Genomic DNA, 25,059 nt, shown 5'->3' with positions numbered 1-25,059 from the left:
CACAGGCTCGTAGCCGTACGGACCAGGCCGGCAGACCGGAGGCAGCGATGACTGACCAGCAGCAGCACGCGCACCACCAGCACCACGAACACAAGCACCACCACGACTCGGCGCACATGGACTGGGACGTGATGGGCCCGCTGCTCGAACTGGGCGCCGAAGTACAGTCGCCCGTCGTCGACCAGGCCGCGGTCTGGCTCCGCGAGCGCATCGAGGCGGCGGGCGGGCCCGGAGTCCGGCGGATGCTCGACATCGGCAGCGGGCCCGGCGTCGGTGCCTGCCAGTTCGCGCAGGCGTTCCCGGAGGCCGAGGTCGTCGCCGTGGACGGCGCGGAAGCGCTGCTGGAACGCACCCGCGTCCGCGCCGAAGGGCTCGGCCTCGCCCAGCGCGTACGCACCCACCGCGCCGACCTCCCCGACGGGCTCAGCACGGTCGGCGAAGCCGACCTCATCTGGTCCGGCATGGCCCTGCACCACATCGGCGACCAGCGGTCCGCCGTGGACCGGCTCGCCCGGACGCTGCGCCCCGGCGGCCTCCTCGCCATCGCCGAAGGCGGCCTGCCGATGCGCGCCCTGCCCCGCGACATCGGGTTCGGCCGCCCCGGGCTCCAGGGGCGGCTGGACGCCCTCAACGACGACTGGTTCACCGAGATGCGGGCCGCGCTGCCCGACGCCAAGGAGGACGTCGAGGACTGGCCCGCGTTCCTGGCCGCCGCCGGGCTCACCGACGTACGGAGCCGGACCTTCCTGATCGACCTGCCCGCCCCGCTCGGCGCGGACGCCCGCGCGTACGTCCACGGCATGCTCACGCGCCAGCACGAGGTCGCGAGCGAACTCCTCGGCCCCGAGGACGGCACCGCGCTCGACCGCCTCCTCGACCCCGAGGACCCGCAGGGCCTGATGCTGCGCCCGGACGCCTTCCTCCTCACCGCCCGCACCGTGCACACGGCGGTGAAGCCGGCCTGAGTGCCTGAGCCGTGGCCCTGGCCGGGCACGCCGAGTCCGGCGTCGCTGCCGCGACGCCCTGGCAGCTCCGGTACAAGGGCCTTCCGGCGCCTCGTGATCGCCCGCACCGGACGCCGGTCCGAGCAGGGCGATGACACGGGCTCTGGCACCGAGTCCACCGCGACGGCCCGCCGCCGCGTGCGCTCGGTACGGCACACGCGGCGACGGGCCGCTCTCATCCGCTCGGTCTGCCGGGTCGCCCCGGACCGGGCGGACCGTCAGACGCCGAAGCTGTCCGGGTCCGGGCCCAGCCGGGTACCGGAGTCCAGCGTCGCGATCGACGCGAGGTCCTCGTCGTCCAGCTCGAAGCCGAAGACGTCGATGTTCTCCTTGATCCGGGACGGGGTCACGGACTTGGGGATGACCACGTTGCCGAGCTGGAGGTGCCAGCGCAGCACCGTCTGCGCCGGAGTGGCGCCGTGCTTGCGCGCGATGGCCGCGATCTTCGGGTCGTCCAGCAGGTCCTTGCCCTGGCCCAGCGGCGACCACGCCTCGGTGGCGATGTTGTGCTGGGCGTGGTAGGCGCGCGCCTCGGCCTGCGCGAACTGCGGGTGCAGCTCGATCTGGTCCACGGCCGGGACGACGGACGTCTCCGCGAAGAGCTGTTCCAGGTGGTGGGGCTGGAAGTTGGAGACGCCGATCGCCTTGGCGCGGCCGTCGGCGAGGATCTTCTCGAAGGCCCGGTAGGTGTTCACGAACTCACCGCGCCCCACGGCGGGCCAGTGGATGAGGTACAGGTCGACATAGTCCAGGCCCAGCTTGGACAGGGACGTGTCGAAGGCGCGCAGCGCGGAGTCGTAACCCTGATCTGTGTTCCACAGCTTCGTCGTGACGAACAGTTCGTCACGGGCGATGCCGGAGGCAGCCAGCGCCCGGCCGGTGCCTTCTTCGTTCTCGTAGGCCGCGGCGGTGTCGATGCTGCGGTAGCCGGCCTCCAGGGCGTGCCCCACTGCCGTGAACGCCTCGTCGTCGGCGACCTGCCACACACCGAAGCCGAGCTGTGGCATTTCGACGCCGTTGTTGAGAGTGAGGGAAGGGACCTTGCTCACGCCAGATCATCCTTAATCGTCGGAATGCTGATACTCCATGGTGAACTATCAGCCACTTCGGCGCATTCCCGCCGGAGCGGCTGAATGTCATGCGCACCGCAACGCATGCCCCGTGTGGCGCGGGAACTATGCCTGGTGCGGTGGCGATGCCTGGTGGACATGGCGACTACGCACGGTACAGCGCGTCGATCTCCACCGCGCAGGCGCGCTCGATCGCCTTGCGCTTGAGCTTGAGCGAGGGTGTCAGCAGCCCGTCCTCCTCGCTGAACGGCGCGGCCAGTATCCGGAACGTACGGATCGACTCGGCGTGCGAGACGAGCGTGTTCGCGGCCACCACCGCCCGTCGGATCTCCGTCTCCAGATCCGGGTCCCGTACGAGCGCGGCGGCGTCCGGCACCGGCTTGCCGCGCATCATCAGCCAGTGTGCGACGGCCTCCGCGTCGAGGGTGATGAGCGCCGCCACGTACGGGCGGTCGTCGCCGACGACGATGCACTGGGCCACCAGCGGATGGGCGCGGACCCGCTCCTCCAGGGCCACGGGCGAGACGCTCTTGCCGCCCGACGTCACCAGGATCTCCTTCTTGCGTCCGGTGATGGTCAGATACCCGTCCTCGTCGAGGGCGCCGAGGTCCCCGGTGGCGAGCCAGCCGTCCCGGAGCACCGCGCCGGTCGCCTCGGCGTCGCCCAGATAGCCGGCGAAGACCTGCCCGCCGCGGAGCCAGACCTCCCCGTCGTCGGCGATGCGCACGGTGGTGCCGGGCACCGGCCGCCCGACCGTGCCGAAACGGGTCTGCTCGGGCGGATTGGCGGTGGCCGCGGCGGTCGACTCGGTGAGCCCGTACCCCTCGAAGATGGTCACACCGGCGCCCGCGAAGAACAGGCCGAGCCGCCGCTCCATCGCCGAGCCGCCGGACATCGCGTGCCGCATCCGGCCGCCCAGCGCCTCGCGCACCTTGGCGTAGACGACCTTGTCGAAGAACTGGTGGCGCATCCGCAGCGCCGCGCTCGGTCCGTGGCCGGTGCCGAACGCCTTGTGCTCCATCGCCTCCGCGTACCGCACCGCCACCTCGACGGCCTTGTCGAAGGGGCCCGCCTTCCCCTCCGCCTCCGCCGCGCGCCGGGCCGCGCCGAAGACCTTCTCGAAGATGTACGGCACGGCGAGGACGAACGTCGGCCGGAAGGACCGCAGGTCGGCCAGGAGCACCGAGGCCGTGAGCTGTGGCTGGTGGGCCAGCTTGACGCGGCCGCGCACCGCCGCGATCTGCACCATCCGCCCGAAGACGTGCGCGAGCGGCAGAAAGAGCAGCGTCGACGCCTCGTCGTCAGGGCGCGAGTGGAAGACGCTCTCGTACCGCTGGACGATGTTGTCGGTCTCGGCCATGAAATTGGCGTGCGTGATGACGCAGCCCTTGGGGCGGCCGGTGGTGCCCGAGGTGTAGATGACGGTCGCGGGCGAGTCGGGGGTGAGCGCCAGCCGGTGCCGGTGCACCACCTCGTCCTCCAGGTGCGCCCCGGCCGCGTACAGCTCCGCCAGCGCCCCCTCGTCCAGCTGCCACAGCCGGTCCAGCCGCGGCAGCCGGTCGATGACGGAGCCGACGGTCATCGCGTGGTCCTCGTCCTCCACGACGCAGGCGCACACGCCCGAGTCGTAGAGCGTCCAGAAGACCTGCTCGGCGGAGGACGTGGGGTACAGGGGGACCGGCTGGGCGCCGATGGACCACAGGGCGAAGTCGAAGAGCGTCCACTCGTAGCGGGTGCGGGACATGAGGGCCACCCGGTCCCCGAACCGCACGCCCTGGGCGAGCAGCCCCTTGGCGAGCGCCAGCACCTCATCGCGGAAGAGCGCCGCGCTCACGTCCTGCCAGCGACCGTCGACGTCGCGGCTGAGGGCGGCCCGGTCCGGGTCCTTCGCGGCGTGGTCGAACACGACGTCCGCCAGCCCTCCGACGTGCGGCGCCGTCGCCATCAGGGGGACGGTGAACTCACGCAACTACCCGCTCCTTGTGACACTCCGTATCCGCATGGTGCCGCGACCGTATGCGATCCCGTACGGCTCCAGAACACCTTCTCGGCGGCTCGATGACGCGGCCCCGCGCGCATCTGCACGGAATCTCTCCGGTGTGGGCACTGGGCCGTTACCCCAGGACCGGACCAATCCGGGGCGCCCCCTGGAGCCGGTCGCCACCCGCCAGAACCGCCTCCGCCAGCGCCTCGGCGGGCCCCCGCGCCGAGCCCGCGCGCGCCGCGTGCAGCAGCACCACATCGATGCCGCCGAGGTCGGGCAGGCCCGCCCGCGCCGGAACGCCGAGCAGCCCCGGCGGAATCATGCCCCGGGTGTGCGCCATCACTCCCAGCCCCGCCCGCGCCGCCGCGATCAGCCCGTTCAGGCTGCGGCTCGTACACGCCACGCGCCACGAGCGGCCGTGCCGCTCCAGCACCTCCAGGGCCCGGACGCGAGTGACGCCCGGCGCGGGGTAGAGGACCAGCGGCAGCGGCCGGTGCGGGTCGATGCGCAGCCGGGCGCTGCCGATCCAGACCAGCTTGTCCCGCCAGACCAGCTCTTCCCGCACCCCGCCGTGGCCGCGCGGCTCCTCCGGGTGGCGCTTGGCCAGCACCAGGTCGAGCCGGCCGGCGGCCAGCAGTTCGTGCAGCGTCTCGGACAGCTCCACGGTGAGCTCCACCTCGACGTCCGGGTGGTCGTGGCGGAAGGCGTCCAGGATCTCGGGCAGCCGGGTCAGCACGAAGTCCTCGGAGGCCCCGAACCGCAGCCGGCCGTGCAGCCGGGTGCCCGCGAACCAGGTGGCGGCCCGCTCGTTGGCCGCCAGGATCGTACGGGCGAAACCCAGCATGGCCTCGCCGTCCTCGGTCAGCTGCACGCTGTGCGTGTCCCGGACGAAGAGCTGCCGGCCGGCCTGCCCCTCCAGCTTGCGCACCTGCTGGCTCACGGTCGACTGGCGCACCCCGAGGCGCTGCGCGGCCTGGGTGAAGCTGAGGGTCTGCGCGACGGTCAGGAACGTACGGAGCTGCCCCGGTTCGAACATGCCGACCAGGCTAGCGGCGTAGCGTGGGGTTATCGCGTTCTGTGATGACAGTCAGCACGGTCAGAGGGGTTCCCGATGCGGCTGAACACGGGCAGGCTGGAGAGGGCACCGCGTGGCACCAGCCAACTCGTGGGAAAAAACGTTTCGGCCGGTTCTCCCGAAGGGGGAGCAGCAGCCGGCCGCCGATCGAAGAGAGACCATGCGTCGCCCAGCCTTCCTGTCCAGACTCCCGGTGGACCCCTACATATGCGCGCTGCTCGGCACGGTGGCCCTCGCCGCGGTGCTGCCCGCGCGCGGCTCCGCCGCACCGGTCGCCGACGGCGCGTCCACGGGCGCGGTGGCACTCCTGTTCTTCCTCTACGGAGCGCGGCTGTCCACCCGCGAGGCCATGGACGGCATGCGGCACTGGCGGCTCCACCTCACCGTACTGGCCTGCACGTTCGCCATCTTCCCGGTGCTGGGACTGGCCACCCGCGGCCTGGTCCCGTACGTACTGAGCCCGCAGCTCTACACCGGACTGCTCTTCCTGTGCCTGGTGCCGTCCACGATCCAGTCCTCGATCGCCTTCACCTCCATCGCGCGCGGCAATGTCGCGGCGGCGGTCTGCGCGGGCTCCTTCTCCAGCATCATCGGCATCGTCCTCACCCCGCTGCTCGCCGCCCTGGTCCTGGGCAACAGCGGCGGCGGCCTCTCGCTGGACTCGCTGGTCTCGATCCTGCTCCAGCTCCTGGTGCCGTTCGCCGCCGGGCAGTTGCTGCGCCGCTGGGTCGCGGCCTTCCTCGTCCGGCACAAGAAGGTGCTCGGCTACGTCGACCGCGGCTCGATACTCCTCGTCGTCTACGCCGCCTTCAGCGAAGGCATGGTGCGCGGCATCTGGCACCAGGTGACGGTGTGGCGGCTGCTCGGCCTGCTGGCCGCGGAGGCCCTGGTGCTGGCCGCGATGCTCACCATGACCACCTTCGGGGCGCGCAAACTGGGCTTCAACCGCGAGGACCGGATCGCGATCACGTTCTCGGGCTCGAAGAAGAGCCTCGCCGCCGGGCTGCCCATGGCCACCGTGCTCTTCGGGGCCCAGGCCAGCCTGGCGGTGCTGCCGCTGATGCTCTTCCACCAGATGCAGCTGATGGTCTGCGCGGTTCTGGCCAAGCGCTACGCGCGCCAGGCGGACGCCTTGGCTCCGCCGCCGGAGGCGGGCGAGCCGTCCGCGGCCCCGGGGCAGGGCTCAGCCGACGGGCCGGCGTCGGAGTCCTCCGGCGAACCGGCGAACGCCGCCGCGTAGCCCGGCGCGGCCGCGCCGGCCCGTCGGCCCGTACGCCAGGCGAGGAGCGCGCCCAGCGCGAACGCCCCGGAGGCGATCACCGCCGACAGCCGGACCCCGGCGACGAGGCTGCCGCCGGTCGCGGCAAGGGTGCCGAAGAGCGCGACGCCGACGGCGTTGCCCACCTGGCGGGCCACATTGAAGACGGCAGAGGCCATGCCCGCGCCGTCCGCCGGAACATCCGCTACTGCGTCGACTGGAGCGAACAGCGCCACCACCTCTCCGGCGCCCTCGGCGCCGCCGTCACCCAGCGCCTGTTCGCACTCGACTGGCTACGCCACGGCGCGAGCCCCCGCGTCGTACACCCCACGGAAGAGGGCAAGGCCGGGCTGGAGCGCGTCTTCGGCATACGCGCAGAGGGGTCCAGTGAGGTCCAGCCGCACTGACCATGGCGCTCAGCGCTCGGGTGCCGCCTCGCACGGAAGGCACCACGGAAGGCACCACAGAAGGCGGCACGAAAGGAGCCGCCTCCACCGGGCGCATCCTCGGCGCCCTGCCACCGCCGGGGCGCGCGAGCCGGGGCTCGTGCGCCGATACGCCGGTGCGGGGACCGTGGGGCGAATGGGAGCATGAGTTCTATGCCCTCAACTGCCGCGTCCACAGAGCTTCCTGACGACCTGCGCCACAAGACCTCACCGGCCTGGCTGGTGACACTGCTGGTCTGCGCCGGGCAGTTCCTCGTGGTGCTGGACGTCTCCGTCGTCAATGTGGCACTGCCCGCGATGCGGGGCGGTCTTGGGCTGAGCGAGCTGGGGTTGCAGTGGGTGGTCAACGCTTATGTGATCACCTTCGCGGGGTTCATGCTGCTCGGCGGGAGGGCGGCTGACATCTTCGGCCGCAAGCGGATCTTCGTGGTCGGTCTCGTGCTCTTCACGATCGCGAGTCTGGCGGGCGGCCTCGCCCAGGAGGCGTGGCAGCTGGTCGCCGCCCGCACGGTGCAGGGCGTCGGCGCGGCCGTGCTCTCCCCGGCCTCCCTCACCATCCTCACCACCTCCTTCCCGGTGGGCCACGCCCGCACCCGCGCGATAGCCACCTGGACCGCCGTCGGCGCGGGCGGCGGCGCGGTGGGCGGGCTGGTCGGCGGGGTGCTGACGGAGTACCTGTCCTGGCGCTGGGTGCTGCTCATCAACGTGCCCGTCGGCGCCCTCGTCCTGACCGGTGCCGCGCTGTGGCTGACGGAGAGCCGCCGGAGCGAGGGACGGCGGCTGGACATCCCGGGCGCGCTCCTGGTGACCGGCGGCCTCGCCCTGGTGGCGTACGGCATCGTGCAGACCGAGTCGAAGGGCTGGACCGCCCCGGCCGCCCTGCTGCCGATGGCTGCCGGACTGGTCGTCATCGCCGCCTTCGTGGCGGTCGAGGCCCGTACCAAGGCGCCTCTGATGCCGCTGAAACTCTTCCGCATCCGTTCGGTGTCGTCGGCGAACGCGGCGATGGTCCTGGCCGGGGCCGCCATGTTCTCGATGTGGTACTTCCTCTCCCTCTACATGCAGAACGTCCTCGGATACACGCCGCTGCAAGCCGGCCTCTCCTTCATCCCGCACTCCCTGAGCATCGTCCTCGGCTCGAAGATCGCCCCCCGTCTCATGCACCGCATCGGCGCCAAGAACCTCGCCATCGCCGGAGCGCTGATATCCGCGGCCGGAATGGTCTGGCAGAGCCGCATGAGCGCCGACGGCACCTACCTCACCGACATCCTCGGCCCCGGCATCCTCATGGCCCTCGGCGCGGGGCTGATGGCTACTCCCGTCGCCTCGCTCGGCACCTCCGGCGCCGACCCCTCCGACCAGGGGCTCGTCTCCGGCCTGATCAACACCTCCCGCCAGATGGGCGGCGCGCTCGGCCTGTCGATCCTCTCCACCGTCGCCGCCTCACGCATCGACTCCGGCGGCGGGAAGAGCGCCCTGGCCGGCGGCTACGGCCTGGCCTTCGGCGTCGGCTCGCTCATCCTGCTGGGCAGCGTGCTCATGATGGCCCTCACCCTGCCCCGCCACCGCGACACCGCCCACGGCTGACCCCGCGAACGGACCAACCGACCGGCCTCAGAACCGCACCACGCGGTCCAACGGCAGCCACAGCACCGCGGCCCCGCCGTCGACCGGGGCGTTGTCCATGCGCATACGGTCCAGCTCCGCGTCGGACAGCGCCCGGCCGTACACCCGTGCCTCGTCCAGAGCGCCCGTCAGATACGCGCGGCTGTCGGCCTTCTGCCCCAGATGCACCCCGAACGGCGAGGTGCCGCTCACCGTGCCCGGCACATCCGGTGCGCTCGCCGCCACGCCGTCGACGGTCAGGACGAGCCGCCCGCCACCGCGCCGCAGCGCCAGATGGTGCCACTGGCCGTCGTTGTACGCCCCCTGGCTGCTGACGACGGCGGTCCTGGCCGGCGCCGAGCCCGATAACGCCGTGATCTGCCCTGATATTCGGCCGCCCGCCGGCTCCGCCCATAACGCCACCTGCGGGGACCTGGTGCCCACCCCGCCCATCCACAGGAGCGGCTGCTCGCCGCCGGCCGCGTCGTAGCGGAACCAGAGCGCCGCGGTGAAGTCACGGGAGCCGAGCGGAAGCGAGTCGCGGTAGGGCAGGCGGACGGCGTCGTCCTTCCCGTCGAAGGCGAGCCCGGCCCCGAACCTGCCGTCCGTGGGCCGTGCACCGCCGAGCACGGCAGCGGAGCGCGCGCCCGCCGCACGATCTGGGGTCCGAGGGTCCGCCGCGCGGCGCGGACCGAGCCAGCGCTCCGTGAAGCGGGCGAACCGGATCTCCTCCCGCGCGTCCCGCACACCCCCCTCGTAGAGCAGACCGGTCCGCTGGCGGTCGATCGTCACCATGTCTGAGTAGCCCGACCAGTCGCTGGTGACGGCCTTGCCGCGGTCCGCGCTCTCCCAGGTGCGCCCCTCGTCGTAGGAGGAGCGGATCATCATCGTCCGTCGGCGGTCCGGGTCGGCCGGCAGGGACAGGAGCCAGCGCCCCGGCCGCCGCTGGATGACGGAGCCCTGCACCATGGGCGTATAGAGGTCCGGGATGGTGCGGAACGGCCTGGCGAAGCTGTCGCCGCCGTCCCGGCTGACGGCGTAGTCGCGGTTGCCGAGGTCGACGCCGTCCTGTTCGCGCCCGTTCACATAGATCGTGCCGTCGCGCCGCTCGGCGAGCGTCATCTCGGACGGCTTCTGACGGAAGGTGCCACCGGGGGAGATGGGCCAGCTGTCGACAGCGCCGATGTGCCAGTGCCGCCCGCCGTCGTCGCTGTGCATGAGGGCCGCGTGGTTGGCGGTCACCCGGCGGCCGTTCCAGCTCTCGGCGTTGACGGTGAAGACGAGGCGGCCGCGGTGCCGGCCGTGGGCGAGCTGGATGCCGTGCACGGGACCGGTCGCGTACCAGGAGTTCCAGCCGCGCGGCCGCAGCGCGCGACTGGCGTTCCGGGCCGGCGACCAGTGCACGCCGTCGTCGTCGCTGTACTGGAGGTGGGGTGTGCGGGCGCAGGGCACGTCGCAGCTCTTCGCGTCGGCACGGCCCTTGTTGCGGGTGGTGGCCAGCACGATACGGCCGCTGCGGCGGTCGACGACCGGCGCGGGGTTGCCGTGGGTGTCGCCGTTGCCCCTGTCGACCACCTGGAGCCGGCCCCAGGTACGGCCGCCATTGGTGGATCGCTTGAGGACGAGATCGATGTCGGTCGCGTCGCCGCAGTTGCGCTTCCTGCCCTCGGCGAAGGCGAGCAGGGTGCCATGGGCCGAACGGACGATCGCGGGAATGCGGAAGCACGCGTAACCGGGGTGCTGCGACGCCTTGAACAGGACGCGCTGATCGAAGTCGGCGGGCGCCGCCGAAGGGGCGGCGCCCGCGGTCGGAGCGGGGAGGGGGAGGAGTGCGAGCAGCGCGCCCGAGGCCAGGGCCATGGCGCGTCGCAGCCACCGTCTGACGGCGAGTCTGCTGATGAGGTATCTGCTGACGACATGTCGGTGCAGTGCTTGAAGTTCCGAAGCCATGGTGCGCCCTTCACGACAGCTGGAGGTCCAACGTCCCATGTCCTATGTGCGGTGCGCAGAACGTACTTGTCGTTCCTTCATACTCACAAGAACCGCGCGTCACCTGACGGGGGCTCACCTGGGCCGCAGGATCACCTTGCCGAGATTGGCGCGCGTCTCGATGATCTCGTGGGCCGCGGCAGCCTGCACCAGGGGCAATCCGGCGTGGATCGCGGGCCGCAGGGCGCCCTCGGCGAAGAGCCGCCACAACTCCGCGCGCCACCGCTCGTACAGCCGCGGCCGATCGCGGGCTATCAGCCGGAGCTGGAAGCCGATGGCGGATTTCGCCCCTACGAGGAGGTCGTACGCCTGGATGGCCCCGCCTCCCGAGCTGTACGCCACCAACCGGCCGCCCGGCGCGAGGGCGGCGACGGCACGGGAGAGCAGCTCCCCGCCGACCGCGTCCAGCACGATGTCCACTGGCTCGCCCCAGGACTCGTCCTCGTACGCCACCACTTCGTCGGCCCCCAGCCCCTTCAGGAACGCGGCCTTCTCCGGGGAGCTCGCGGCGGCCACCACACGGGTCGCGCCACGCGCCTTGGCGAGCTGCACGGCGAGGTGCCCCACCCCGCTCGCCGCCCCGGTGACCAGCACGGACTCGCCCGCCGCAGGCCGAGCGGCCTCGTACGCGCCGAGGGCGACCAGCCCGGACCGCACCAGCGCGACGGCATCGGCCGCGCTCGCGCCGGCGGGTATGTGCGAGGCCATGGTGGTGCTGAGGAGTGCGCGGTCCGCGTAGCCGTCGCCGAAGCAGAGACCGGTGACCCGGTCGCCCGGGGAGAAGCCGGTGACGTCCGGGCCGAGCGCGAGGATCTCTCCGGCCACCTCGCCGCCGAGGCCCGCGGGCAGCGGCCGGCCGCCCTCGCGCACCTTCCGCACGACGGGCAGGGTGACGCCGATCGCCTCCGTGCGCAGCAGTAGCTCACCGGAGCCGGGGACGGGGACCGGGGCTTCCTCGACGCGCAGGACCTCGGGGCCGCCGTTCTCGAAATACCGGACGCGTCGCACGCCCACCTCTCGCTGTCGTTGGGAGTCCCAACGATACACACTTTTCATTGGGAGGACCAATGTTTATTCGATAGACTTTCCCCATGGCCGAGAACCCTCCCGCACTCGCACGGATCCAAGCCCTGCCGAGCTGGCTCCTCAACCGTGCCGCCGCCCGCGGCCGCCGACTGGTGAGCGACGCGCTCGCGCAGGACGGTCTGCGCATGCCGCACCACGCCGTGCTCTCCGCCGTCGCCGACCTGGGGCCGGTGGCCCAGGCGGAGCTGGGGCGCTCGACGGGCTTCGATCCGAAGGACATGGTCGGCTTCCTCAACGACCTGGAGGCCGCGGGGCTCATCACCCGCGCACCGGATCCGAAGGACCGCCGCAAGAACGCCATCGCCATCACCGCGGCGGGCCGCCGCCGCCTGATACGGCTCGCCAGACTGGGGGACGAGGCCAACGAGGCGCTCCTGGCCCCGCTCTCGGTCACCGAGCGCGAACTGCTCCTGGCCCTGCTCGCACGCGTGATCGAACCCGAAGCGGACACCGCCGACGAATAGCGCCTGTGTATAGCGGTGGCGAGTGGCGGAGGCGGGCCCGCCACCCCGCCCGAGCCTCCGGCCTCTCGCCCCCTTCGTGCGAGGTCAGCCCCTGGCGGCCGCCGCGCCCAGGGCGATGCGGTGATCGCCCGCGTACACGTTCATCGAAGAGCCGCGAAGGAAGCCGACCAGGGTCAGGCCCGTCTCCGCGGCGAGGTCGACGGCGAGGGAAGAGGGGGCGGAGACGGCCGCGAGTACGGGGATGCCGGCCATCACCGCCTTCTGGGCCAGCTCGAAGGACGCCCGGCCGGACACCAGCAGGATCACATCGGAGAGCGGCAGCCGCCCCTGTTGGAGGGCGCGGCCGACGAGCTTGTCGACCGCGTTGTGGCGGCCCACGTCCTCGCGCACGTCGAGGAGTTCGCCGTCGGTGGTGAAGAGCGCCGCGGCGTGCAGTCCGCCGGTCCGGTCGAACACGCGCTGCGACGCGCGCAGCCGGTCGGGCAGGGCGGCCAGCAGCTCGGGTTCGATGCGGACCGGCAGGGCGTCGGCGATCTCCCAGCGCGTCGTGGTCCGCACGGCGTCCAGGCTGGCCTTGCCGCACAGGCCGCACGACGAGGTGGTGTAGACGTTGCGTTCCAGGGTGATGTCGGGGACCTGGACGCCGGGCGCGAGCCGGACGTCCACCACGTTGTAGGTGTTGGACCCGTCCTCGGTGGCCCCCGCGCAGTAGACGATGTTCGCCAGTTCCTCCGCGCTGCCGAGGACGCCCTCGCTCACCAGGAAGCCCGCCGCCAGCGCGAAGTCGTCGCCGGGGGTGCGCATCGTGATGGCCAGCGGCTTTCCGTTCAGCCGGATCTCCAGCGGCTCCTCCATGACGAGCGTGTCGGGGCGCTCGCTCACGGCTCCGTCGCGAATGCGGATGACGCGGCGCCGCGCGGTGACCCGTCCCATGTCGATCAGTCCCGTCCGTCCGATCCAGCGTGTACCGTCCGAGGTGGTCCCCGGCGGTTCCATTGTCCTGTACGTATATGAAGGGCCGGCGCGCGGCCTACGCCATGGCGAGCGGGGTGCGCGCCGATGACGGCCGAAGACGTATAAGGCGAAGAAGGCGCCAAAGGGGCCAAGTAGGCGTCGCAGCCGTCGAAGATGGCGGCGAATGCGGCGAATGTGGCGGATAAGGCATCGAAATCGCGAATTCGCTCTCCATGCAGTGGAATATTGTCTACAGTATTCCATGAGAGTTGGGTGGTGCGCGGAGCGTGCTCGAACTTTCTTGCGAGGCGTGCCGCTCAGCCGTCTAAAGTTCGCCGTAGACCGTAGACAGAAACCAACGGAGGGGCCCGATGCTGTCCGCCGGACTGCCACAGGGATCGGTACCGAAACTCGAACGGCCCGGACCACTGCGCGAGCGGGTCTATGAAGCGTTGCTCGACCTGATCACCACGCGCGCGCTACGGCCCGGTCAGCACCTCGTGGAGAGCGAGCTCGCCGGCCACCTCGGCGTCTCCCGGCAGCCCGTGCGCGAGGCGCTTCAGCGGCTCAACACCGAAGGCTGGATCGACCTGCGACCCGCGCAGGGCGCGTTCGTCCACGAGCCCACCGAGGAAGAGGCCGACCAGCTGCTCTCCGTCCGCACGCTGCTGGAGGCCGAGGCCGCCAGGCTCGCCGCGGCGAATGCCGCCTCGGCCGGCATCTCGGAGCTGGAGACGCTCTGCGCACAGGGCGAACGGGCCGTGCGCGAGGACGACGTGGACGCGGCCGTCGCCGCCAACGCCGAGTTCCACGCCAAGGTCATGGAGCTGGCGGGCAACGCCGTGCTGACCGAACTGGCCGGACAGGTCGGCCGCCGCGTCCGCTGGTACTACACGCCGATCGCCCGGCAGCGCGGCAAGCAGTCCTGGATCGAGCACCGCGAACTGATCGCCGCGATCGCCGCCCGCGACGAACAGAAGGCGACCGAGATCATGCGCACCCACACCGAGCACACGCGCCTCTCCTACCACCAGCGCGACACCTCGGCCTCTTCCTGAGTCCGGGCCTGGGCCGGGGTCTGGATCCGGGCCAGGGTCTGGGTCCGGGCCTGGGCCAGGGTCTGGGACTGAGCTGGCCCCGGACCGCTCCCCGAGCCGGTACGTGCGTACGTGCGTACGGCCCGGCGGCATCCACGCCACCGGGCCGCACGCGCGAGCATTGTCGGCCACTACGCCGGCCATGAACGCGGCGCAGAAGCCGCCGAATCCGCTAAACCGCCTCGCGATGGACCGGCAGCGGCCTCGTCCTGACCTTGACGCGCCGCATCCTCGGCTGCCCCGGGGGCCGTAGCAGCATCGAGCACCCGGCGGCGATCAGCGAGATGCCGCCCGCCAGGACGTACGCCCCGGAGTAGCCCCAGGCCGAGACCGCCATCGCGCCCAGTCCACCGCCGAACAGCCCGCTGACCAGCTTCGCGCTGTAGACCAGCCCGTAGTTGGACGCGTTGTGGTTCTCACCGAAGTAGTCCGGGACCAGCGCGGCGAACAGGGGGAAGAAGGCCCCGCCGCCGAAGCCGGAGACGACGGCGAAGAACAGGAACATGAACTGGTTGCGGGTATCGCCCGCCCACAGCACCCCGAACTGCGCCACTCCCTCGATCACCAGCACGCACACCAGCGTCGGCTTGCGCCCCCACCGGTCCGAGATCCAGCCGACGGCGCCCCGCCCCGTTCCGTTGATCACCGACATGACGCCCATGGAGAGGGCCGCCACCAGCGGCCCGAACCCGACCTCCTTGGCGAAGGGCACCTGAAAGGAGATGCCGAAGATCGACACCCCCGCGATGATGACGAGGCAGAGCCACATCAGCGGCAGCATTCCGGTCCGGGTGGCTTCCATCGGCCCGTACTGACGGGCCGCCGGGGGATTCTTGGAGAGGCTGCCGCCGTTCTTGCCGGCCGTGCGCGGGCTCAGCGGATCGATGTGCGCGGGCCACCAGTTCTTGGGCGGGTCCTTGAAGAAGAAGGCGCAGCAGCCCACCACGATCAGCACATACAGCCCGACCAGGTCCAGCACCTCCCGGTAGTCCTCGGCGTCGAAGGTGTAGTTGAAGATGAAGATGAACGGCAGCGCGCCGTACGCGAACCCGCCGTTGACGAATCCGGTCTTGCCGCCGCGCCGCTCGGGGTACCACTTGCCGACCATATTGATGCAGGTCGCGTAGACCATTCCGGCGCCGATACCGCCGATGACCCCGAAACCGATGATCGCTTCGACGACATTGTGCAGATGGGAGATCGACAGGAATCCGACGCAGGCGAGCGCGGCTCCCAGGAACATCGCCGCGCGAGCCGACAGCACCCCCTTCTCCCGCAGCCGGCCGGCGGGGAAGGCGATGCCGGCCTGGAAGAAGACCCAGACGCTGAGGATCCAGAAGGTGTTGGTGTTCGTCCAGCCGTGCGCTTTGTGCAGGGTGCTTTCGGCGGACCCATAGGCGTACTCGAAGACGCTGATGCCCATCATCGCGACCCACGGCAGTATCACCATCAGGCGGCGCTTGTGTCCGAGAATGTCGAGGTCGCTCTCGCCGACGCGGTAAACGCGCCCTTTGCTGTCTGTGATCTCCCGGTACGCGGGCGATTCCGTGTTCTCCCGCCCGCCGTTCCGTCGTTGTTCGGTCTGCCGTTCCGCGTTCCGTCGTTCCTCTGTGCTCATGCTGTTGTCCCCTTGGCGTCGAAAGAACCTGATCAGTTCCCCCTGTTCCGGTCTTTTCGCGAGCTCGGGGACGCCCTACGTCACCAAGTGGCCCACCGCCCGGGCCCAGTGGCAGAGGCTGTCGCCGTGCGCGTCGGCGATCGGCTCGCCCTCGGGGGCGGCGGGCCCCGTACGGCCCGTGGTGCGGGCCGTACCCAAGGGGGCGCGTACGGCCCGTACCGCCTCCTCGACATAACCGGCCATCAAATCACTCCATCCGTTTTGAGCAGCTGAATTTCGTTCTCGTCGAGGCCCAATTCCCCCGCATAGATGTCCGGGTTGTGCTCACCGAGCAGCGGCGAGCGGTCGATGGTGATGGGGGAGTCGGAGAGCTTGATGGGCGAGCCGACGGTGGTGAACGTCCCGCGCTCCGGGTGCTCGACCTCGACGACCATTCCGTCGGAGGCGAGCGAGGCGTCCGCGAGGATCTCCTTGGTGGAGAGGATCGGGCCGCAGGGGATGTCATGCGCGGTGAGCCGCTCCAGCACCTCCCACTTGGGCAGCGTGCTCGTCCACTCCTCGATCAGCTGGAACATCTTGCCCAGCTTGGGCAGCCGGGCCTCGGGCGTCGCCCACTCCGGGTCCGAGGCCAGTTCCGGGCGGCCGAGCAGCCCGGCGATCGGCCGCCAGCCGACGGGCTGGACGATGACGTAGACGTAGTCGTTGGGGCCGCCGGGTGCGCACTTGACCGCCCAGCCGGGCTGGCCGCCGCCGCTCGCGTTGCCCGAACGCGGCACCTCGTCGCCGGATCCCTCGTTCGGATACTCGGTCAACGGCCCGTTCGCGAGCCGCTGTTGATCGCGGATCTTCACCCGGCACAGGTTGAGTACGGCGTGCTGCATGGCGACGTTCACGCGCTGCCCGCGCCCGGTGCGCTCGCGCTGGTAGAGGGCGGCGAGGATGCCGGCGACCGCGTGCACGCCGGTGCCCGAGTCGCCTATCTGCGCGCCGGTCGCCATCGGCGGCCCGTCCGCGAAGCCGGTCGTGGACATCGACCCGCCCATGGCCTGCGCGACCACCTCGTACGCCTTGAACCCGGTGTACGGGCCGTCCCCGAAGCCCTTGATGGAGGCGTACACGATCCGGGGGTTGATCTCCTGAATCCGCTCCCAGGTGAAGCCCATCCGGTCCACCGCGCCCGGCCCGAAGTTCTCCACCATCACGTCCGAACGGCGGATCAGTTCGGTGAGGATCTCCTTGCCGCGTGCGGTCTTGGTGTTGAGAGTGATGCTGCGTTTGTTGCAGTTGAGCATCGTGAAGTAGAGCGAGTCCACGTCCGGGAGATCGCGGAGCTGTCTGCGGGTGATGTCTCCGGTGGGGGCTTCGAGCTTCACCACGTCCGCGCCCATCCAGGCGAGGAGTTGAGTGGCGGACGGGCCGGACTGCACATGCGTCATGTCGAGCACGCGCACACCTTCAAGCGCCCTGTCCGCGCCGTGTTGTGCCACAGCGGGCCTCCTTGCTTTCACACCTGTGGTTCGTGGGGGCTTGGTTCTCGGGCCTCGGCCTTGGGGCGTGGGGGAGGGGGCCGTACGAGGGCGGGGACTGAGGGCTCTTCGGGCATGGCGAGTGGTGCCTCTTCGTAGAAGATTGCATACAGTCGACGAATACTGTATGAACCTTGGTACTCCCCTTGGCGGTTGCTGTCCAGAGGGTCGGGGAGAGGTCGCGGGAATTGAAACAGGAGCGATCGCACGGACCTGCTGGAGGTGTCCGCGCGCCGGTGCCCCCGCGGCGTACGAGCGCCTCACTCGGCGGATCGGCGGGGGCGCGCTTGCCGGACAGCTTCCCGGATTGCCGCGTGATGCCGCGACTGCTCCGTCGATGACCTGCTGACTCGCCGCTGTGGCGCTCTCGTGCCATCCGCCGGCTCGCCCGGCGGGTCTAGCCGATGCCCTGCCGGTCGGGACGCAACGCAAACGCCCGATCGGCGGCCTCCGGCACCGTACGCTCCACTGCCCGCAGCAGGAGCGTACGGTGCCGGGCCAACGGCACCCGCCGTTCCTCGTCGGCGAGCCACCACAGATCGTCGAGCGCGGCCATCATCCGCCGGCTGACCTGCGGGTTGCCCTCGACGCACCCCCGGATCTCGCTGAACCCCAGATCCACCAGATCGGTCCACTCCGGCAACTCCTGCACCAGCCGCACCACTCCTTTCCCGTCGCGGTGGTGCAGCACACCCAGCGGCCGGTCCGCGACGGCTGCCAGGAACTGGGTGATCCGGTCCAGGCACTGCACGGCGGTCGTCGGATCGTTCACGGCGGGGGACAGGGCGCGCAGCGCGATGTCGGAGAGCTGGCGCAGCCCGAACGCCGGGTCCTGGTGGTACGTCCGCTCGACGCCGACGTACAGGGTGTGCCGCAGGGCGCGCCGTGAGGGCGTGGTGCCGCCGTGGACGGCGAGCACCGGCGTTCCGGGCACCACGAAGTCCCCGATCCGCGGCATCAGGCGCAGTACCGCCCCGTTGCGCCGGGCGATCCGCACGAGCCGCGCGATATGCGCATCCCGCAGCACCCCGGCCCGGCCCTGGTGTTCGGCCTCGGCCACCACGTCCGGCAGAGCCGGCGTGTCCCCGCTCTTGTGCTCGTACCGTTCGAGGACCCGGAACGCCTCACGCGTGATTCGGTCGACGACATGGCTGACGCGCATCAGCCGGATCGTCGAGTTCACATAGGCGATGAACAACACCAGGCTCACCAGCACCAGAACCACGCAGGTGATGCTGGAGATGAAGGGCACGGTGGACACCGTGCGCGGGTTCGCGTCGCCCTCGTACGACGCCTGCACCAGCAGGGCGAAGAGGAAGGTGGCCAGGAACACCGCGAACGTGCACTTGGTGATCCGGCTGCGGACGTAGAGCCGCACCACGCGCGGGGAGAACTGGCCGCTGGCCATCTGGAGCGCGACGAGGCTGATCGAGAAGACCACGCCGATGAAGGTGAGCATCGCCGACCCGATGGTCGTGATGATCGTCTTGGTGTCCTCGGAGACCTTGATCAGCGAGGAGACGGTCCCGTAGTCGCCGTCCCCCTGCAACGCCTCGACCACCAGATTGTCCAGCGTGAGCACCACCGCGGCCAGCGCGATCGCCCCGATGAGCCCCGCCGCGGGCGTGAACCAGAACGTATCCCGCAGGTGCTCCCGCAGCGGCGAGAGCGGCCGTGGCCTGCGCATCCCGTCAGTCTGTACTGTTTGCCCGTCATTGCCCATAAATAGAGGTTATGGCCCGAGCGAATAGGCAGGTGAAAGGCACTCCGAAACCTTGGTATCGTTGTCCATGTCGCCGCGGGCAACGCCCCGCGCCGATGACACCTTGTCCGGGTGGCGGAATGGCAGACGCGCTAGCTTGAGGTGCTAGTGCCCTTTATCGGGCGTGGGGGTTCAAGTCCCCCCTCGGACACCAGCTGAGACCCCTGTTCATCAGGGGTTTTCTGCATTTCTGGGCAGCGGCGTGGCCAACAGCCCAGCGAATCCCCAGGTCAGGTCAGGGATGACAGGCCAAGCCTGTTGGCTCTGGAAGCGGCGAGCTTCCGGGCTCCGTTCTTACGTGAGTGGCTGTAGCGGGCCATGGTGTAGCCCGGCGAGTGGTGCCGGACGTTCGCGGAGACCCGATTCGAAAATCCAACCTTCCCGCAGGTCACCCCGCCTCCGCTGATTGGAGGGACACTTGATGACCGAGCGTGTTGAGCTGGCTGACCAGGCGCCGCGTCTGCCGCGTCCGGCCGGTTCGCTGGAGGAAGTAGTCCGCTCCGGGGTCGGCGCACTCGGCATCGCGGGTGCGTATGTGCCAGATCGAGGTCAGGATTGTGGGTTACTGACTTTGAAAGCGTGATGTCTTCATGGTGGGGTGAGCACGGGATGGTGGGGTGAGCACGGGGCTTCTTTGTTCGCGGGGGCTACCGGAGCGGGCAGTCCAGTTCCGGCATGGCCCGATTCGGGGAACAGTGCACCAGGGCCAGGGCCAGGGCCAGGGACAGGAACGAAGGCCGTTCGAGATAGAAGCCGTGGGATACGTCCCCGCCCCGACCAAGCCGTTCAGCAGCGGAGTTGGCTAGTAGTGCAAGCCTCGTACTGTCGCGGTCCGACTCGGAAGCGAGCCGGGGCGCGTACTCGGCGAGCCGTTCCCTGAGCCATTCCGCTGCTTCCGTCGGCTCCTCCCAGGTGCCACGAATCAGCTTGCTCGGCTTGATGAGCCAGTACGCCGTTTCCAGCGGCGGCAGATCCACGACGGGGAACTCCGCCTTCACTTCCTTGTACCGCTGAATCGGCTCCGGCTTCCCGTCGGCCGGGGGCGGATCAGGGTGCGGAGGCCGCCTCAGCGCCTCCTCGTCAAAACGCTGCTTGGTCCCAGTCCATAGATAGCCATGGTGGTGCAACTGGTCATCCCGTCCAGAGCGGTTGAAGGCGGCCCCACTCTCCCCAGAGAGCAGAGGCCGCCAGTCAGTGAGCGGCCGGTCAGGCCGAGACGCCGAAGCGCGCCGGGTCGATACCGGCCGCGTCTAGTTCGGCAGTGGTGAACCGCAGCGGGGCCATGTCGGGACGCTTGTCGTCGCCCAGCGCCCACGCTTCGGGGCCGATCTTCGCCAGCGTCGCGCACGACTCGCCGTCCGGATGCGTGTTGCCCCCGCACGCCTTGAAGAATGTGGCTCCGTCGAGAGGCAGGCTGTACAGGTCAGTTCCAGGCATGAGTGTGCCTTCCTGTGAGGTCAGCGACGGGGCAGGCTCAGAGCTGGTATTGCTCCGACTTCGACACGTACACAACCCCAGGGCCAAGAGCCGTCGCCGACTCCCGGAACGACTCATGCAGCATCGATCTGGAGTTGTCCCGCATGGCGTTGGTCAGGTTGTCCGCCAGCAAGGCGGCCTCAGACGGAAGTAGGACCATTTCCGTGTCCGCCATATGCCGACCGTTCTTCGTCAACCACATGGGCACACGAATGTTCCCATCACCATCCTGATATGCCGGACGGCTTGGGATTGGGTCCATCCGCCACCCCTGCGGGGCCTTCTGTTCTTGGTTCCTCGGTTCGGTCGGCATGAGTACATCCTCGGACTACCGGCGAGGGACCTCTAGCCTTATTCGCGTTGTCGGGTAAAGATCACGAGCGGAAGCCGCTAGCCCATTCGGACAGTCGTTCCCTGGCTTCATCGTCGAAGACTGCGTACCCCTCGTAGATACTAAACTCATTCAGGTATGCCGACACGTCCCGATGATCCCGAAACACCATTGCCCCGGTCGAAGTCTCCACGGTGGCTATCCGAGAGTCATAAACGGTGAACGTATTCAGTGGCGCATTCGGCATATGGCCACCCAGGGGAATGACACCTAGGCGCACGTTCGGCAGTAAGCTGACAGAAGCGAGTCGGTCTACCTGCATAGCCATGGCCGACGCAGGAAGGTATGGCCACCTAACAGCCTGCTCAGTCAGAATGAACGTGAACCGTTTCGACGTGTTGTGCAGGACGGCCTGTCGCTCCAGCTTCTTGCCGATGGCTTTGCTGTGATCACCGGGGACGGTGGCGAGACTCGCCCTCACATATTCGGGGGTCGCCAGTAGGCCCGTCACCATGGACAGGAGGAAGTACCGAAACTCGGTAGACGACTGCTCGAAGCCTGCCAGCTCGTTCTGCTTCTTCTCCAGGCCAGTACGGCGCTGTGACCACACGTCTTGCCACTCTGTGTTGGCTGTGCGGGCAAGGGCCGACACCTGCGCCACCATGTCGGCCGGAGCATCCAGCGCTCGGAGAACGAGCTCCACGTCGACGAGGGACGGGGTTAGCTTCCCGCCCTCGATATTGCTGATCTTCGTCTGAGATATATTCGTACGCTTAGCGAGCCAGACCTGAGTGCGTCCGGCTCGCTTGCGTAGGCTCTTCAGAGTCTCCGCTAGGCCAGCCTTCGACTGGCCTAGCTCCTGCGGCTCAAACGTCAAGGCCCTTCACGTACTCCTCAAAGGGCACCGACTCGGCCAATGCGATTCGCTGGTATTCCACGTAAGGGCTCGCACTGCCTTCGTGCACTTTTCGATTGATCTGAGTTCCGTCCGCCTCATAGTTCATGAGGACGACCTCTTGCCGGTCGAACATCCAGAAGTCCTGGACGCCCACCAAAGGATTTGGCCGGTCGGTGACATCCATAATCCGGACGTCCTCACCAGCCCACACATGCGGCCGGTAGTACATGAACTCATAGCAAAGGTAGTCCGAGAGTGGACGGGTCACGATATGCACGCGCCCCTTGCTCTTGCCCTCGCGCCGTACCCGTTTTAGATCCTCGGTGTACTCATTCGAGTGTGTGCGAGGATCGATGCGTTCCCCGGCTTGAAAAGCCCTGATCTCCTTGGCTTCCTGCGGGACGTAGTACGCAGGCAGCGTTTCGAGCCGCCACGCCTCGCTCTGGAAGTCGCGGAACTTGGCCGCCCAAGCGTCACCATCCAAGAGCACGGAAAGCCTCCCTGAGAACGTGCTCGGGAATCTCCACCAGGCCCTCGCCGTCAGACGGCGTGAAGGCGCCGGACATGTTGCCTTGGACGATGATGGAGCCGCTCTTCGTCCGGTACAGGTTGGGGCAATCGTTCTGGTTGCACTCCGGGTCGTCGACGTTGCCCGTTAAGCGGGTCAGATCCTCGCGAGCCATGACGGTCCACCCTCCCGCACAAGGCGTGTCCTTGCTGCTGAAAGGACGTTAGGACGCGGTCGGGCGGGACGTCCATGCGGTCACGCCAATATTTGCGTTGTCGGGTAGACGATCATGGGTGGATGGGCGAAGGAAGCCCGCCCTGCACTGCCGGCCGCAGGCCGACGCGAGGGCGCCGCATCGCCAGGTTCTTCCCTCTGAGCGCGCGCTGAGTGCCCGGTCAGCGCACTGGCCAGGCTGCATGGCGACAGCCTGGCCAGTTTCGGCCCCCACAACGGGGCCCGAGGTGTGAAAAGCGAGATGTCCAATAACCGGCCCAAGAGGGCCGAACACTGCAACGGGCCACAACCGGCAGGGTTCCTGGGTCGCACGGTCATGCTGCCGGTCGTGGGCGGGGGGCGTGGCTCCAGGTGTTCAGGCCGTGAATGCGAGGGAGGCTGCCTCGCTGACCGCGTGGGTGAACGCGTCCCGGCTGTGGCGTATCTCGGTGGCCAGGACCCGGCCCACCGACGGGGATTCCGGGCCGGCGGGGACCTCGATCTCCCGGCTCGACCACCAAGTACCACCCGCGGGCTTGTCCTCCCGGAAGGTGACGTGGAAGCGGAGCCGTGTCACCTGGTCCGCCACAGGCTCCAGCCGGATGCAGAAATCGGCTTCCGGCACTTCGATCCGGACGACGTTCTCGACGCAGGACATCCGAATCGCGTCTGGCACAGCTTCTGTACACAGCAAGGCGGCATGGCGTACGGCACTTCCTGAGACCGCGATCCTGGGCCTTCGCTCAGCCATCAGACGCTCCTCTCGGGTTCGGCGGCGGCCCCCTTGCGGTTCTCCCACGCGACGGCGGCGACTTTGCGGAAGAAACCGGCGTAATTGCGCTCGACATGCATGGCGAGTACTTCGACCTCGGGGTGCCGTTCCCGGAGCCTGTTGATCGGTACGACCATCGCCGCGTGGTGCTCGACGTGGAGGTTGTTGCCGTTGGTGAACCATGTGGTCAGCCAACTGCCGCGGATCGAGCGGGTGTTCCGCAGTACGTCCGTGGTGCTGGATTCGCACAGCAGGTGTTCCGGTAATTCCACCAGAAAGTGCAGGGGCACGGCGAAGGCCAGCGGGAGTACCCACAGCCGGAGAAGAGGCTCGCCGAAACCCAGTGCCGCGGCGGCCACGGCGGCGACCACTATCAGGCCGATCAGCCGGTACTCCGCGATGATCTCTTTTCGCCGCCGCTCGGCGATCTGGCCGATGTCGTAGGACCAGCTACCGATCCAGCTGCGCAGCACATCGCGGAGCACGGTGATAATCCGCGGGTAGTCCAGCAGCCCTCGGAGCAGCAGTCCCGAAGTGATCGGCTTGCGCGTGTCGAACCCGAAGAACTCCGCGTCCTGCAGAGTGCCCAGATACCGGTGGTGCTGCAGATGCCTGACCCGGTAGTGGCTGTAGGAGACCAGCAGGGGGATGCCGAGGGGGACTCCCACCAACCGGTGGAGTTTGGAGGATCGGAAGGCGGAGTGGTGCAGGCACTGGTGCTGGAGCTCGACCATGTGGGTGTAAATGGCGCCGAGAAGCAGTGCACCGGTCAGCGCGAGGAGCCAATTCGGACGCAGCGCGAGGTATCCACCGGCCACGACAAGGCCGGCGGCCAGAGCCATTTTGAAGGTGAAGACCGCTTCGTCCCAGCCTGAGACCCGGCTCTTGCGGAAGAGTAGTTGCGGTGAATTCTTCGATGCCGCGGTGGTCATCGACCTGCCCCTTGCTTGGGCAAACCGCGCATGGCATCCCAGATCCGCTGGTAGTAGGCGTTGGCCACGCGCACCCGGGTGGCCACGCCCAAGGAGATCTCCCTCAGGAGCTCCGGCGAACGGTTGACCAGCGGCAGGAAGACGCCTTCGAACCATTCGGCGCCGTGGTCGGCATCGACCTGAACGTGCACTCGCTGGTAGTCGATGACGTCCGCGGGCACGCCGAGGCGGTTGCATCCGTCGACCATGGCCTGGAAGCGAGGTGAAGCGCTCTGCTCCAGTACCCCCATCGCCCCGAGCGCGCGAGGGTTGAGGTGGCGGTGGATGCCGTACATCAGGAGCATGCAGGCGTTCTCGAAGGCTTCGGGGCAGAAGAGGGCCTCGCGGCCGATGCCGGCTTCGGCCAACCGCTTGCGCATGTAGACGGCGGAGTGCTCGAACATGCGGGTGTGGACGTGGTCGATGTCGCCCTCGCCCATTTCGTCCCAGTAGTTCTCGGCGATGGTGAGCTTGGTGTGTCCTTCTGTGCCGATCTGCACCATGGCCATGAGGTCGTCGAATTTGCTGTCGACGAGCTCTTCGCCCATGAAGAACAGCGCCATCTCCTCCAGGCTCGCTTCGTCGGCCAGGTAGTTGCAGAAATCCGGCTGCGTGTGCTGTGACGCCACTTCCAGGAACCAGTCGTGGAAGTCCTCGCCGCTTTTGGGAAGCGTGGTCGTATCGACTTGCGCGTCCTCCCACGCCAGCCAGGCGTCCTCGATCTCGACGATCTCATGGCTGGTATTGAGTCGCGGGATGCTGGCAAAGTCCTCGGGACCGCCCATGTAGGCCACGTAGTGGGCGTGCAGCCGGCTCAGAAGGGCTTCCCTCGCCACCGGGTCGGGTGCGCCCTGCTGCGGAAACGCCCTGCTGACCTGCTCGGTGTGCGAGGCGGCGAGCGCCGTCTCCATGGCGGTGAATGTCACGATTCTTTTCCTCTCTGACACAGCGA

General features: G+C 69.0%; 24 protein-coding genes, 1 tRNA gene and 1 pseudogene. 6 read left to right on the top strand and 20 right to left on the bottom strand.

Features of this window, described 5'->3' with window-relative positions; all coding sequences use genetic code 11:
• Window positions 1–47 precede the first annotated feature (47 nt).
• Complete coding sequence (locus tag AC07AB_RS05885; protein WP_478560651.1) at window positions 48–965, top strand: class I SAM-dependent methyltransferase; 918 nt, start codon at window positions 48–50, stop codon at window positions 963–965.
• Window positions 966–1,222: 257 nt separating this feature from the next.
• Here the strand turns inward: AC07AB_RS05885 and AC07AB_RS05880 are convergent, their stop codons facing one another.
• The 3 genes from AC07AB_RS05880 to AC07AB_RS05870 all read right to left on the bottom strand — a co-directional run bounded on the left by AC07AB_RS05880 (window position 1,223) and on the right by AC07AB_RS05870 (window position 5,094).
• Window positions 1,223–2,053 carry an aldo/keto reductase gene (locus tag AC07AB_RS05880; RefSeq protein WP_478560648.1) on the bottom strand — a complete coding sequence of 277 codons (831 nt, stop codon included), beginning with the start codon at window positions 2,051–2,053 and terminating at the stop codon, window positions 1,223–1,225.
• Between the two features lie 166 nt (window positions 2,054–2,219).
• A complete protein-coding gene (locus AC07AB_RS05875) occupies window positions 2,220–4,019 on the bottom strand; it encodes an AMP-dependent synthetase/ligase (RefSeq protein WP_478561569.1) in 1,800 nt (599 codons plus the stop codon).
• 169 nt (window positions 4,020–4,188) lie between these two features.
• On the bottom strand, window positions 4,189–5,094 hold the full coding sequence (locus tag AC07AB_RS05870) for a LysR substrate-binding domain-containing protein (RefSeq protein ID WP_478560645.1): 906 nt from the start codon (window positions 5,092–5,094) through the stop codon (window positions 4,189–4,191).
• Between the two features lie 199 nt (window positions 5,095–5,293).
• On the opposite strand from AC07AB_RS05870, the gene AC07AB_RS05865 reads away from it, so the two are divergent.
• Window positions 5,294–6,373: a bile acid:sodium symporter family protein gene (locus AC07AB_RS05865; protein ID WP_478560642.1), complete on the top strand. Its 1,080-nt coding sequence runs from the start codon at window positions 5,294–5,296 to the stop codon at window positions 6,371–6,373.
• A 608-nt stretch (window positions 6,374–6,981) separates the two neighbouring features.
• A complete protein-coding gene (locus AC07AB_RS05860; protein WP_478560639.1) occupies window positions 6,982–8,424 on the top strand; it encodes an MFS transporter in 1,443 nt (480 codons plus the stop codon).
• A gap of 27 nt (window positions 8,425–8,451) precedes the next feature.
• On the opposite strand, the gene AC07AB_RS05855 is transcribed toward AC07AB_RS05860, so the two are convergent.
• Together AC07AB_RS05855 and AC07AB_RS05850 are read right to left on the bottom strand one after the other, a co-directional pair.
• Window positions 8,452–10,302: an exo-alpha-sialidase gene (locus tag AC07AB_RS05855; RefSeq protein WP_478561566.1), complete on the bottom strand. Its 1,851-nt coding sequence runs from the start codon at window positions 10,300–10,302 to the stop codon at window positions 8,452–8,454.
• A 204-nt stretch (window positions 10,303–10,506) separates the two neighbouring features.
• Window positions 10,507–11,439 carry a quinone oxidoreductase family protein gene (locus AC07AB_RS05850; RefSeq protein WP_478560636.1) on the bottom strand — a complete coding sequence of 311 codons (933 nt, stop codon included), beginning with the start codon at window positions 11,437–11,439 and terminating at the stop codon, window positions 10,507–10,509.
• An 83-nt stretch (window positions 11,440–11,522) separates the two neighbouring features.
• On the opposite strand from AC07AB_RS05850, the gene AC07AB_RS05845 reads away from it, so the two are divergent.
• Window positions 11,523–11,981 carry a MarR family winged helix-turn-helix transcriptional regulator gene (locus AC07AB_RS05845; protein ID WP_478560633.1) on the top strand — a complete coding sequence of 153 codons (459 nt, stop codon included), beginning with the start codon at window positions 11,523–11,525 and terminating at the stop codon, window positions 11,979–11,981.
• An 84-nt stretch (window positions 11,982–12,065) separates the two neighbouring features.
• On the opposite strand, the gene fdhD is transcribed toward AC07AB_RS05845, so the two are convergent.
• Window positions 12,066–12,914, bottom strand: a complete 849-nt coding sequence (gene fdhD / locus AC07AB_RS05840; protein WP_478560630.1) for a formate dehydrogenase accessory sulfurtransferase FdhD — start codon at window positions 12,912–12,914, stop codon at window positions 12,066–12,068.
• Window positions 12,915–13,306: 392 nt separating this feature from the next.
• On the opposite strand from fdhD, the gene AC07AB_RS05835 reads away from it, so the two are divergent.
• Window positions 13,307–13,993 (top strand): GntR family transcriptional regulator, encoded by a 687-nt coding sequence (locus tag AC07AB_RS05835; protein ID WP_478560627.1) that lies wholly within the window; start codon window positions 13,307–13,309, stop codon window positions 13,991–13,993.
• A 211-nt stretch (window positions 13,994–14,204) separates the two neighbouring features.
• Here AC07AB_RS05835 and AC07AB_RS05830 read toward each other — a convergent pair whose 3' ends face one another.
• From AC07AB_RS05830 to AC07AB_RS05815, 4 genes are all read right to left on the bottom strand, one after another.
• Window positions 14,205–15,650: an OFA family MFS transporter gene (locus AC07AB_RS05830; RefSeq protein ID WP_478560623.1), complete on the bottom strand. Its 1,446-nt coding sequence runs from the start codon at window positions 15,648–15,650 to the stop codon at window positions 14,205–14,207.
• Between the two features lie 75 nt (window positions 15,651–15,725).
• Window positions 15,726–15,893 carry a hypothetical protein gene (locus AC07AB_RS05825; RefSeq protein WP_478560621.1) on the bottom strand — a complete coding sequence of 56 codons (168 nt, stop codon included), beginning with the start codon at window positions 15,891–15,893 and terminating at the stop codon, window positions 15,726–15,728.
• Entirely contained in the window at window positions 15,893–17,137 is a 1,245-nt protein-coding gene (gene frc / locus AC07AB_RS05820) for a formyl-CoA transferase (RefSeq protein ID WP_478560618.1), read from the bottom strand. The genes AC07AB_RS05825 and frc overlap by 1 nt, the downstream gene beginning before the upstream one ends.
• Before the next feature lie 436 nt (window positions 17,138–17,573).
• Entirely contained in the window at window positions 17,574–18,863 is a 1,290-nt protein-coding gene (locus AC07AB_RS05815) for a DUF2254 domain-containing protein (protein ID WP_478560615.1), read from the bottom strand.
• 141 nt (window positions 18,864–19,004) lie between these two features.
• On the opposite strand from AC07AB_RS05815, the gene AC07AB_RS05810 reads away from it, so the two are divergent.
• A tRNA-Leu gene (locus AC07AB_RS05810) sits at window positions 19,005–19,092 on the top strand.
• Window positions 19,093–19,326: 234 nt separating this feature from the next.
• Here the strand turns inward: AC07AB_RS05810 and AC07AB_RS05805 are convergent.
• The 10 genes and pseudogenes from AC07AB_RS05805 to AC07AB_RS05760 all read right to left on the bottom strand — a co-directional run.
• A pseudogene (locus AC07AB_RS05805) lies at window positions 19,327–19,497 on the bottom strand (IS110 family transposase); the annotation flags it as partial.
• 88 nt (window positions 19,498–19,585) lie between these two features.
• Complete coding sequence (locus tag AC07AB_RS05800; RefSeq protein ID WP_478560612.1) at window positions 19,586–20,065, bottom strand: hypothetical protein; 480 nt, start codon at window positions 20,063–20,065, stop codon at window positions 19,586–19,588.
• 79 nt (window positions 20,066–20,144) lie between these two features.
• Entirely contained in the window at window positions 20,145–20,375 is a 231-nt protein-coding gene (locus AC07AB_RS05795) for a DUF397 domain-containing protein (protein ID WP_478560609.1), read from the bottom strand.
• A 37-nt stretch (window positions 20,376–20,412) separates the two neighbouring features.
• Complete coding sequence (locus AC07AB_RS05790) at window positions 20,413–20,727, bottom strand: hypothetical protein (RefSeq protein WP_478560606.1); 315 nt, start codon at window positions 20,725–20,727, stop codon at window positions 20,413–20,415.
• A gap of 61 nt (window positions 20,728–20,788) precedes the next feature.
• On the bottom strand, window positions 20,789–21,622 hold the full coding sequence (locus tag AC07AB_RS05785) for a helix-turn-helix domain-containing protein (RefSeq protein WP_478560603.1): 834 nt from the start codon (window positions 21,620–21,622) through the stop codon (window positions 20,789–20,791).
• A complete protein-coding gene (locus tag AC07AB_RS05780; RefSeq protein WP_478560600.1) occupies window positions 21,612–22,133 on the bottom strand; it encodes a DUF6879 family protein in 522 nt (173 codons plus the stop codon). The genes AC07AB_RS05785 and AC07AB_RS05780 overlap by 11 nt, the downstream gene beginning before the upstream one ends.
• Window positions 22,117–22,326 (bottom strand): hypothetical protein, encoded by a 210-nt coding sequence (locus tag AC07AB_RS05775; RefSeq protein WP_478560597.1) that lies wholly within the window; start codon window positions 22,324–22,326, stop codon window positions 22,117–22,119. The genes AC07AB_RS05780 and AC07AB_RS05775 overlap by 17 nt, the downstream gene beginning before the upstream one ends.
• A 414-nt stretch (window positions 22,327–22,740) precedes the next feature.
• Window positions 22,741–23,040, bottom strand: coding sequence for a hypothetical protein (locus AC07AB_RS05770; protein ID WP_478560594.1), 300 nt, complete (start codon window positions 23,038–23,040; stop codon window positions 22,741–22,743).
• 74 nt (window positions 23,041–23,114) lie between these two features.
• Window positions 23,115–24,068: a fatty acid desaturase family protein gene (locus AC07AB_RS05765; RefSeq protein WP_478560591.1), complete on the bottom strand. Its 954-nt coding sequence runs from the start codon at window positions 24,066–24,068 to the stop codon at window positions 23,115–23,117.
• Entirely contained in the window at window positions 24,065–25,033 is a 969-nt protein-coding gene (locus AC07AB_RS05760) for an iron-containing redox enzyme family protein (RefSeq protein ID WP_478560588.1), read from the bottom strand. Before AC07AB_RS05760 ends, AC07AB_RS05765 begins: the two co-directional genes overlap by 4 nt.
• Window positions 25,034–25,059: the final 26 nt, after the last annotated feature.

It is taken from the genome of Streptomyces sp. NPDC044033 (genome assembly GCF_056434425.1).
This window is presented reverse-complemented; position numbering and strand designations above follow the sequence as displayed.

Bases quoted from the DNA above. Each gene is read 5' to 3' on its own strand.
- AC07AB_RS05885 (WP_478560651.1), top strand. From the start codon at position 48: ATGACTGACCAGCAGCAGCACGCGCACCACCAGCACCACGAACACAAG.
- AC07AB_RS05875 (WP_478561569.1), bottom strand. From the start codon at position 4,019: ATGGCGACGGCGCCGCACGTCGGAGGGCTGGCGGACGTCGTGTTCGAC.
- AC07AB_RS05870 (WP_478560645.1), bottom strand. From the start codon at position 5,094: ATGTTCGAACCGGGGCAGCTCCGTACGTTCCTGACCGTCGCGCAGACC.
- AC07AB_RS05865 (WP_478560642.1), top strand. From the start codon at position 5,294: ATGCGTCGCCCAGCCTTCCTGTCCAGACTCCCGGTGGACCCCTACATA.
- AC07AB_RS05860 (WP_478560639.1), top strand. From the start codon at position 6,982: ATGAGTTCTATGCCCTCAACTGCCGCGTCCACAGAGCTTCCTGACGAC.
- AC07AB_RS05855 (WP_478561566.1), bottom strand. From the start codon at position 10,302: ATGGCCCTGGCCTCGGGCGCGCTGCTCGCACTCCTCCCCCTCCCCGCT.
- AC07AB_RS05845 (WP_478560633.1), top strand. From the start codon at position 11,523: ATGGCCGAGAACCCTCCCGCACTCGCACGGATCCAAGCCCTGCCGAGC.
- fdhD (WP_478560630.1), bottom strand. From the start codon at position 12,914: ATGGGACGGGTCACCGCGCGGCGCCGCGTCATCCGCATTCGCGACGGA.
- AC07AB_RS05835 (WP_478560627.1), top strand. From the start codon at position 13,307: ATGCTGTCCGCCGGACTGCCACAGGGATCGGTACCGAAACTCGAACGG.
- AC07AB_RS05830 (WP_478560623.1), bottom strand. From the start codon at position 15,650: ATGAGCACAGAGGAACGACGGAACGCGGAACGGCAGACCGAACAACGA.
- AC07AB_RS05825 (WP_478560621.1), bottom strand. From the start codon at position 15,893: ATGGCCGGTTATGTCGAGGAGGCGGTACGGGCCGTACGCGCCCCCTTG.
- AC07AB_RS05815 (WP_478560615.1), bottom strand. From the start codon at position 18,863: ATGCGCAGGCCACGGCCGCTCTCGCCGCTGCGGGAGCACCTGCGGGAT.
- AC07AB_RS05795 (WP_478560609.1), bottom strand. From the start codon at position 20,375: ATGCCTGGAACTGACCTGTACAGCCTGCCTCTCGACGGAGCCACATTC.
- AC07AB_RS05790 (WP_478560606.1), bottom strand. From the start codon at position 20,727: ATGCCGACCGAACCGAGGAACCAAGAACAGAAGGCCCCGCAGGGGTGG.
- AC07AB_RS05775 (WP_478560597.1), bottom strand. From the start codon at position 22,326: ATGGCTCGCGAGGATCTGACCCGCTTAACGGGCAACGTCGACGACCCG.
- AC07AB_RS05765 (WP_478560591.1), bottom strand. From the start codon at position 24,068: ATGACCACCGCGGCATCGAAGAATTCACCGCAACTACTCTTCCGCAAG.